The sequence below is a fragment of the Caballeronia sp. LZ065 genome, from assembly GCF_031450975.1.
Classification (GTDB): Bacteria; Pseudomonadota; Gammaproteobacteria; order Burkholderiales; family Burkholderiaceae; genus Caballeronia.
Window position 1 is genome coordinate 972,870 of record NZ_JARUXV010000002.1, and the last position, 7,898, is coordinate 980,767.

The 7,898-nt window shown below is 60.4% G+C and carries 9 protein-coding genes; 6 read left to right on the plus strand and 3 right to left on the minus strand.

Going from position 1 to position 7,898, the window contains the following annotated elements; genetic code table 11:
- Nucleotides 1–11: 11 nt before the first annotated feature.
- Nucleotides 12–1,493, minus strand: coding sequence for an HD domain-containing phosphohydrolase (locus QCE63_RS18670; protein ID WP_309835022.1), 1,482 nt, complete (start codon nucleotides 1,491–1,493; stop codon nucleotides 12–14).
- A gap of 139 nt (nucleotides 1,494–1,632) precedes the next feature.
- Between QCE63_RS18670 and QCE63_RS18675 the strand changes: the two genes are divergently transcribed.
- The 4 genes from QCE63_RS18675 (at nucleotide 1,633) to QCE63_RS18690 (ending at nucleotide 3,956) form a co-directional block, all read left to right on the plus strand.
- On the plus strand, nucleotides 1,633–2,220 hold the full coding sequence (locus QCE63_RS18675; RefSeq protein ID WP_309835023.1) for a DUF308 domain-containing protein: 588 nt from the start codon (nucleotides 1,633–1,635) through the stop codon (nucleotides 2,218–2,220).
- Nucleotides 2,221–2,357: 137 nt separating this feature from the next.
- Nucleotides 2,358–3,035, plus strand: a complete 678-nt coding sequence (locus tag QCE63_RS18680; protein ID WP_309835486.1) for an N-acyl homoserine lactonase family protein — start codon at nucleotides 2,358–2,360, stop codon at nucleotides 3,033–3,035.
- 177 nt (nucleotides 3,036–3,212) lie between these two features.
- Nucleotides 3,213–3,530: a hypothetical protein gene (locus QCE63_RS18685; RefSeq protein ID WP_309813939.1), complete on the plus strand. Its 318-nt coding sequence runs from the start codon at nucleotides 3,213–3,215 to the stop codon at nucleotides 3,528–3,530.
- 45 nt (nucleotides 3,531–3,575) lie between these two features.
- Nucleotides 3,576–3,956, plus strand: coding sequence for a hypothetical protein (locus QCE63_RS18690; RefSeq protein WP_309835024.1), 381 nt, complete (start codon nucleotides 3,576–3,578; stop codon nucleotides 3,954–3,956).
- A gap of 33 nt (nucleotides 3,957–3,989) precedes the next feature.
- Here the strand turns inward: QCE63_RS18690 and QCE63_RS18695 are convergent, their stop codons facing one another.
- Nucleotides 3,990–4,367, minus strand: a complete 378-nt coding sequence (locus tag QCE63_RS18695; RefSeq protein ID WP_309835025.1) for a hypothetical protein — start codon at nucleotides 4,365–4,367, stop codon at nucleotides 3,990–3,992.
- An 88-nt stretch (nucleotides 4,368–4,455) separates the two neighbouring features.
- Nucleotides 4,456–5,352, minus strand: a complete 897-nt coding sequence (locus QCE63_RS18700) for a LysR family transcriptional regulator (protein ID WP_309835026.1) — start codon at nucleotides 5,350–5,352, stop codon at nucleotides 4,456–4,458.
- Nucleotides 5,353–5,464: 112 nt separating this feature from the next.
- Between QCE63_RS18700 and argC the strand changes: the two genes are divergently transcribed.
- Nucleotides 5,465–6,394, plus strand: a complete 930-nt coding sequence (gene argC, locus QCE63_RS18705; RefSeq protein ID WP_309835027.1) for an N-acetyl-gamma-glutamyl-phosphate reductase — start codon at nucleotides 5,465–5,467, stop codon at nucleotides 6,392–6,394.
- A 124-nt stretch (nucleotides 6,395–6,518) separates the two neighbouring features.
- Entirely contained in the window at nucleotides 6,519–7,544 is a 1,026-nt protein-coding gene (locus QCE63_RS18710; RefSeq protein ID WP_309835028.1) for an IS110 family transposase, read from the plus strand.
- Nucleotides 7,545–7,898 lie beyond the last annotated feature (354 nt).

The following is a 7,898-nucleotide window of genomic DNA, read 5'->3' on the forward strand; positions in this document are numbered from 1 at the left end:
CTGAATCAACTTCAAAGCCAGCCCATTGCCGATGCCTTCAGCGTCGCGGCCGCGCGGGTCGAGCAGTCGAGCTTGCGAAAGATATTCTCGATATGCGTTCGCACCGTGCTCGGACTCAGCGTGAGCTCGCGTGCGGCTTCCTTGTTGCTCGCGCCGCGCGAGATGGATCGCAGGACTTCGATCTCCCGTACCGAAAGCAGCACGCGCGTGTGCGCTTCGTTGACCGGGCGTCGGACCGGGCTGTCGGCGTCGGCAAGCAGCGCGTCGACTGCCTCGCCATCCAGACGGCCGCAGGCCACGTCTTCGAGCAGTTGCCGCGCGGCCTCGTCGGATGACAGCGCGGGACGCCAGGGACGCGGCAAACGCAGCGCAACCCATGCGACCGACGCCGCCAGCACGCGTGCTTCCATGCTGATCGCCCGGTCTCGCACGCCGCGAAAGTAGCCGGAGCCGTCGAGCCTTTCATAGGCATACGATGCGAGATCGGCTGCCTCGCCGATCGCGCCCGCCAGGCGTCCCGCACGCGACGTCCAGTACGGCACCAGACGCACTTTCTCCCAGGCGCTCCCGGTCAGGCGCTCCCGCTGATTCCACACGGCATTGGGCACCGACGCCCGGCCAATGCCATGAATCAATCCGGCGTGATACACACGCGCATGCATCTCCGTATCCGACGTGAGGCGGGCACACGCTGCCGCGGCGGTTGCGGCAACCGTGCGCGAGAAGCCGGTCATCCACGGGAGTTTCAGATCGATGACATCCGCGATCAAAGCCGGCGACGTGGCTTGCTGCATGTGCTTCGTCAGCAGCGCGGCATCGACCTCGGCGGATGACAGATCGTGCAGTTGCTTCAGCCATTGCCGTGCATGCCGGGTCGCCTGCGCCACGAGATCGGCGGGATAGCGCATGTTCGAACGTTGCGCCAGTCGGGCCAGTGCTCCTTCCACGCCGAACACGCGGCTATAGATCTCGAGATCGCCGGCCAGCGCGACGATAAAGACCGCTGCGGGCACGGCGTCGCCCGCGAGATGCGCAGGCAAGCCACGGCCATCCCACGTCTCAAAGACATGGCGCAAAGCGGTTTCAGTGGATGAACTCAATCCAAGCATGCGCGCCACCTCGCCCGCGACCTCGCAGTGAATCACGGCGAGTGGCGTGAGCGCGGCGCCCGCATCGCCGAGCGCTTCGAGCGGCTCTGCCCAGTCCGGATGCTCTTCAAGCATGGCCTGGCGAAACGCCACGTCGTCACCGAAGACCTGTGCGAAGCCCGCCGCGTTCGCCGTGCAGCCGGACCAGCGCAACAAGGCCGCTTCACGAACCGCATCGCGATCTGCCGGAGACAGCCCGGCCGCAGCGGCGAGACGCGCGGCCAGCCATGCCGTGCGGGGCGAATGATCGGTGGGCTGTCCCATGCTCAGGTCCCCGATGAAGGCGAGCGCCTTCACGCAATCGAACACGAGCAAGGGAAGACGGCTGGCTTCCGAAGGGGTCATGGATGTCAGCGAAGAGAGGGGCATCGGAAAGGCCCCACTATACGCGACGGCGCTTTCAGGCCGCCTCGGTCATTTGACCGATAGCCGCCCGCCGCCATAACTGAGAACCTCTCGATCACTATCTTCAAGGGAGTTTCACATGGCAGAGCATCGAATCACACAGGGAACGCAGGCTGCGGCTGAGCAATGGCTCAAACATTATTACTTCACTCGCGCGGCGGTTTCGGTCATATGGGTGGGACTGGCCTTCGCGGTCGGCATGCATTCCACTTTAGGCGCGGCAATCCTGCTGGTCCTTTATCCCGCCTGGGATGCGCTCGCCAACTATCTCGATCTCTCGCGCAGCGGCGGCAAGACGGACAATCGCACTCAGGCCCTCAACGTAGCGATCAGCAGCGCAACCGCCGCCGCCGTAGTCCTTGCATTGAAGACCGATCCGGCCTGGGTGCTCGGCGTCTTCGGCGTCTGGGCCATCCTGTCGGGTCTGTTGCAGCTCGCCACTGCGCTGCGTCGCTGGAAGCAATCGGGTGCGCAATGGGCGATGATCCTGAGCGGCGCGCAATCTGCACTCGCAGGGGGCTTGTTCCTCACGCTCGCGCCCACACCGCTGCTTGCGGCCATTTCCCGAATCGCAGGCTATGCCGGCGTGGGCGCGGCCTACTTTCTCATCTCGGCGGTATGGCTCTCGGTCGGCCAGTTCCGGCGCAGCAGGGCAAAGCTCTCGTGAGCGAGCGGTTCAACCACGTACCGGCACGCGCCATGCATGAGCACGCCACCGTCGAGAAAATCTGCATTCTGGATGGCGGGATAGCGCGCGTCGAAGACGGCTCAATCTATTCGCCGGGTGTGAATGTCGGCGTGCCCATGACGCTGAGTTGCAATGCCTACCTCATCCGCCACAGGAACAAGTGGCTGATGTGGGACACCGGCACGCCAGACCGCGTCTACGCCGAACCCGACGGCGCGATCATGGCGCACGGTATTCGCGGCATCGTGACCCGGACGATCGCCTCGCAACTTCAGGCCATAGGCGTGTCCCCCGACGACATCGACATCATCCTGTTCTCGCATGCGCACTACGACCATGTGGGCAATGCGAAGCTGTTCAGAAATGCCCGATGGATCATTCAGCGGGCGGAGCACGACGCGATGTTCGGGCCGCATCCCGAAGCATGGGGCTATCTTCCGGCGCTCTACGATTCGATGCGTCAGAACGACATCGAAATCGTGGAAGGCGATTGCGACATCTTCGACGACGGCGCCATCCGCCTCCTTCATACTCCCGGACACACGCCGGGCCATGGTTCCTTGCTGATACGCCTTCCGCAAACCGGCCCGGTTATCCTGAGCGGCGACGTCGCGCATAGCTGTTGCAACTTGAAGCATCGCAGGATTCCGCAATTCAATGCCGCGCCACACGCCTCGCTTGCTTCAATGAGCAGGATCGAGGCAATCGCCGCGAAAGAAGGCGCCCGCATCTGGATCAATCACGATATTGCACAGAGCGCCACGTTGCCGCACGCGCCCGCTTGGATCGTCTGATCGCGCGGCACGAGACGCACCGCGTGAGTGCGTCAATTCCCTCCGGAATATGACAGCATTTTTTCAACCCTCCTTGAGCAGGGTGCGATTTAGCACGCTAAAAGCTTGCAGCGCATGAAAGACCTGTTTATATTACGTAACACTCTGTAAGCACTTACCAAGAAAAGGAAGTTAAACATGTTCAAGAGAGTTATGTTTTATGGCGCTGCTGCTTCTGCAATGTGTCTTGTTCTTTCAGCCTGCGGGGGCACACAGCTGAACATGACGGAGATGCAGACCACGACGGCGAAGACATTGGGTCTTGCTTCCTCTGACGAGATCACGGTGACCAATGTCCAATACGTGAAGAAGAATGCTATTGGCGGCAGCAAGATCAGCTACGACGCCACCACGGCGCGCGGCCGCAAGTTCACCTGCACGGCTTTCGTGATTCCGGGGCTGACGCCTCTGGACAAGGCTACGTACACGGACGGCGAATGCCATCCGAGAACGTAACGCGATGGTTGCAATTGTCCCGAGTCTATTTTCAGCGTCGCTAACATGAAAAAAATCTTTCTGATCGCTTTGCTTCTCTCGTTGGCTGCGTGCTCCACGGGCGGAGCGATGGGAGTGGGCAACGAGAAATTCGATCCGGTCTGGATCAAGCAACATGTCGTGATCGGTAAATCGACCCAGCAGGATATTTACTCCCTGTATGGAGAACCCGAGAGCAAGCAGACCAGTGCGAACAACTCGGATACATGGATCTACTCCAAGAACCGCTCGGGAAATAACCTGCTTTCGATGGCTTCGGGAATGATCCCGGGCATGTCGACGGTGAATCAGGCCACCACGGTCGCCGACGTCCACACGAAAGAAGGCTATGGCAATACGCTCTGGTTCTGGTTCAAGAACGGAACGGTGACGAATTGGCATAATTGATCTTCGCCGGCCGGTTACGCGCAAATCTCGAAATCAACGGTATAGCCGAGACTTCGCGCCATTGCCGGCGCGGCTCCAGATCTCTGCATTGGTCAAGCTTGTCTGAATCAATTCAATCGGCATTCCGCCGTTGTCGATGACGGCAACGCGGAAATCGTCGAGCGGCTCGTAGGGCCCAAGAATGACAATATGCCCTTCGATCGCCGCCTCCAGGTTATCCACCTTGTAGGCAATGTGCGGCTGACTGCGCATAGGCTCGGCCAGTGTGCAGTTCGGGCCGAAGCGGTGCCATTGAATGGGCAGCGGGCCAGTGAGGTCGTCCGACGTGTACATGTCCATGCTGGCCGCGTAGCGCTCGCCGGGCCGGTTTTCACTCGTCGGAATGCCGATGTGATGCAGTTCGTAGGTCACGCCCTCACGTCGCATGGTTCTTTCCTTCTTGTCGCCGATGAGTGCAGTAAGCGAAGCTTACGCGTCAAGAATTAGCCAGGAATTACCGCTATGCCCCCGCTTGCACCGAGCGCAGATTCCACACGACATCCAGCACGTGCTGAGTGGCACGCTCGACGTGCCCGGCACGGTGCGCCATGCCGAGTCGACGCCACAACGCCGGCCGCAACGGCCGCATGACGATGCGCTTCTCCGGTAACGGCGTCGTGGCCTCATGGGGCAGTAGTGCCGCCCCATAACCGGCCGCTACCAGACTCTTGATCGCGTCGTTGTAGTTGAGCTGAATGCGCGGCGACGGATGATGCCCCGCAGCCGCAAACCATTCCGTCGTCAGGCGGGAAAGACGTGTCGTCGTGTCATTGAGGATCAGAGGCTGAGCCGCGAGCCATGCCGGCGTGACACGCGCGGGGCAAGGCCAATGCGCCGGCACGAAAGCCATCACGGGGTCGCGGCGCCACGGCTTGATGACGAGGCCCGCCACGGGCGGCTGAGGCAGCGCGACGAGCCCGACATCAAGCGTTCCGTCCGCCAGCCGGGACAGCGTCTCGTGCGACGTCAGCACGGCGAGCTGGATATCGATGGCGGGATGATGCTGACGCAAGGTCTCGAGCGCTTGCGGCAACAGGTACGCGATCACGCCTGTCGATGCACCGAGCCGCACGCGCCCTTCGAGCCCCTGCACCTGGCGCTGAATGTCGTCCAGCGCCTGCTCGGCATCGGCCAGCAGACGCCGCGCGCGCTCCACCAGCACCTCTCCTATCGCCGACGGCCTGACCTGCCCACGCTTGCGTGACAAAAGCGGCGCGCCAATGCGGTCTTCGAGCTCGGCGATATGGAGGCTGACGGTTGGAGGCGCCAGATTCAGCGCGCGCGCTGCATCGGCGAACGAGCCGCGCTCGCTGATTGCAACCAGCGTGCGCAAGCGGTCCAGACTGATCTCTCGCATGGCGGCGTCCAGAGTCAGAAAAAATGAATGATTGCGTCATGAAATTCAACTTTTCCTATTCTAGCGATTCGGTGAACATGAGCGCTCCAACTTCATTCCGAGTCTTACGCATATGAGCGCACCCGTTGTTTTCATCGATGGCGACCAAGGCACCACCGGACTGCAAATCCACGAACGGTTGCGCAATCGGACCGATATCACGCTGTCCACGCTTCCCGCCACGGAACGCAAGGATGCGCGACGTCGCGCGGAAGCGATCAATGCCTGCGATATCGCTATTCTTTGTCTGCCCGATGCCGCCGCGCGCGACGCGGTAAAGGCTATCGTCAATCCTGCTGTGAGGGTCATCGACGCCAGTTCGGCCCACCGCATAAAGCCGGGCTGGACCTACGGTTTTCCTGAAATGACCCCGGGCCAGGCCGGGCGCATTGCCAACGCGCATCGCGTCAGCAATCCCGGTTGCTATCCGACCGGCGCAATCGGCTTGCTGCGGCCTTTGGCGCAAGCCGGGCTCATACCGGACAGTTATCCGATCAGCATTCATGCGGTGTCCGGCTACTCCGGACGCGGTCGCGCGGGCGTCGAGGAACACGAAGGGCACGATGCCGTCAACGCGACCTCGTTCCAGGTGTACGGCCTGGGACTCGCGCACAAGCACACGCCGGAAATCCAGACGCACGCGGGACTCGCGCAGCGACCGCTTTTCATCCCCGCCTATGGTTCCTATCGCCAGGGCATTGTGTTGACGGTGCCGCTGGAATTGCGACTGCTGGCACCCGGCGTGGACGGCGTCACGTTGCACGCCTGTCTCGCGCGTCACTATGAGAATGCCGCTCACGTGCGCGTCCTGCCGCATCACGAATCCGAAGCGCTGACGCATCTGGATCCGCAAGCACTGAATGGTACGAACGACGCGCAGCTGAGCGTGTTTTCCAATACGGAGCACGGTCAAGTCCTGTTGTCCGCGGTGTTCGACAATCTCGGCAAAGGTGCATCCGGGGCTGCGGTTCAGAACCTGGACCTGATGCTTTCGCGTGACTAAGAGGTGGTTTCAAAAAGACGTTGAAGGGGCTGTTAACTCCATGGGCATCCTGTAATGGGATGGTCACCCCCACCCGTCGCTACTGGGGTAGGCTGCTTGGTACTTTCCACGGGAGGCCATTGTCATGCAAAGCGTCACGATGATCGGGATTGATCTGGGCAAACATACTTTTCATGTTCACGGCCAAGACCGCGCTGGCAAAGCGGTGTTTCGCAAGAAGTTTTCACGCAAGCAACTGCTCGAGTTCTTTGCCACGTTTCACCCTTGTACCGTCGTGATGGAGGCCTGCGCCGGCGCGCATTGGATGGCGCGCAAGATCGGCGGGTTCGGACATATCGTCAAGCTGATTTCACCGCACTTCGTGCGTCCCTTCGTCAAGAGTAACAAGAACGACTTCGTTGATGCCGAGGCGATTTGCGAAGCTGCGTCGCGACCTTCAATGCGATTCGTAACGCCGAAGACGGAATCGCAGCAAACTCTTCTGGCACTCCACCGGGTTCGCCAGGCTTTCGTCCGCGATAGAGTGTGTACCACCAACCAGATGCACGGATTCCTTCTCGAATTCGGAATTAGCCTGCCGGTGGGTCATGCTGTTGTAAAACGCCTTCCTTCAGTACTGGCCGAGCATCCACTGCCGCCCCGTCTTGTCTCGATACTCGAACGGCTGCATGCACACTTTAAATACCTTGCCGAGCAAATACGCGATATCGAGAAAGAAATCGAGCGCCAACTCGCCGATGATCCGATCGGTCAGCGCCTGCTGACGATCCCGGGCGTCGGACCAGTTACGGCAAGTCTGCTCGCCTCGGAACTCGGTGACGGCAAGCAATATCGGTGCAGCCGCGACTTCTCTGCGTCGGTCGGACTGGTGCCAAGGCAATACAGCACAGGCGGAAGGTCAAACCTGCTCGGAATATCCAAACGCGGCGACAAGAATATCCGTCACTTGTTGGTCCAGTGTGCGCGGGCATTCATGCTACGCCTTGACAAACAAAATGGTCGGATCGCCGACTGGACTCGCGCAATGCTGGCTCGACGTCATTCGAGCGTGGTTGCTTGCGCGCTCGCCAGCAAGCTTGCGCGAGTTGCGTGGGCGATGGTGAGCCATGACACGGTATTCGAGCGACAAGCATCCGTTTCCGCCGCGTGACGGACGTATTGTCGCAAGATTAGAGTCAACCCATCAGGTTTTGCGACTGCTGATAATTGATGACGTGAACGGCCAAACGGCCTGACGGACACCCTGGAAGGTTAACCAGCTTTTAGAAGCTGCCCCTGTTATAAGGACTGTCAGGCGCGATTCTCATCGTGGCGCGAGGACTGTTCCTCACATCGACGCCGGATAGATTTGTGCAAGCCATCCACCCATCAAGATCGCTGTTGCAAAAACGGGGGTGACCATAGATTAACCTTGAGCATCGTAGCGATGAGATCGAGGGCATGGATAAGCCAATCATTGACGACGAATTGTGGAAAAGAATCGAGCATTTACTCCCGCAGCCGA

Bases quoted from the DNA above. Each gene is read 5' to 3' on its own strand.
- QCE63_RS18710 (WP_309835028.1), top strand. From the start codon at position 6,519: ATGCAAAGCGTCACGATGATCGGGATTGATCTGGGCAAACATACTTTT.
- QCE63_RS18690 (WP_309835024.1), top strand. From the start codon at position 3,576: ATGAAAAAAATCTTTCTGATCGCTTTGCTTCTCTCGTTGGCTGCGTGC.
- argC (WP_309835027.1), top strand. From the start codon at position 5,465: ATGAGCGCACCCGTTGTTTTCATCGATGGCGACCAAGGCACCACCGGA.
- QCE63_RS18680 (WP_309835486.1), top strand. From the start codon at position 2,358: ATGACGCTGAGTTGCAATGCCTACCTCATCCGCCACAGGAACAAGTGG.
- QCE63_RS18675 (WP_309835023.1), top strand. From the start codon at position 1,633: ATGGCAGAGCATCGAATCACACAGGGAACGCAGGCTGCGGCTGAGCAA.
- QCE63_RS18700 (WP_309835026.1), bottom strand. From the start codon at position 5,352: ATGCGAGAGATCAGTCTGGACCGCTTGCGCACGCTGGTTGCAATCAGC.
- QCE63_RS18685 (WP_309813939.1), top strand. From the start codon at position 3,213: ATGTTCAAGAGAGTTATGTTTTATGGCGCTGCTGCTTCTGCAATGTGT.
- QCE63_RS18670 (WP_309835022.1), bottom strand. From the start codon at position 1,493: ATGACCCCTTCGGAAGCCAGCCGTCTTCCCTTGCTCGTGTTCGATTGC.